This is a genomic window from Photobacterium sp. R1 (genome assembly GCF_054600795.1).
The window spans coordinates 1-228 of the sequence record NZ_BAAHZP010001106.1; the positions used below are offsets into that span (position 1 = coordinate 1).

General features: G+C 50.0%; 1 protein-coding gene. It reads left to right on the forward strand.

Features of this window, described 5'->3' with window-relative positions; translation table 11 throughout:
- On the forward strand, positions 1 to 228 hold a 228-nt coding region (locus tag ACYP03_RS28480; protein ID WP_459783001.1), incomplete at both ends, for a potassium transporter TrkG.

Consider the following 228-nt stretch of genomic DNA (forward strand, 5'->3'; position numbering starts at 1 on the left):
TTGTGCTGTTCTGGACAGTTATCGGCAGCGCCGGTGCAGTGCCCTTTATTTTGTCTAAGACACCGGATCTCTCTTTTACCGATTCTTTTTTTGAGTCGTTTTCCGCTCTGACTACCACGGGTGCCACCGTCATTGTGGGGCTCGATGAATTACCCAAAGCCATCTTGTTCTACAGACAAATGCTGCAGTGGTTTGGCGGTATGGGGATCATTGTACTGGCCGTGGCTA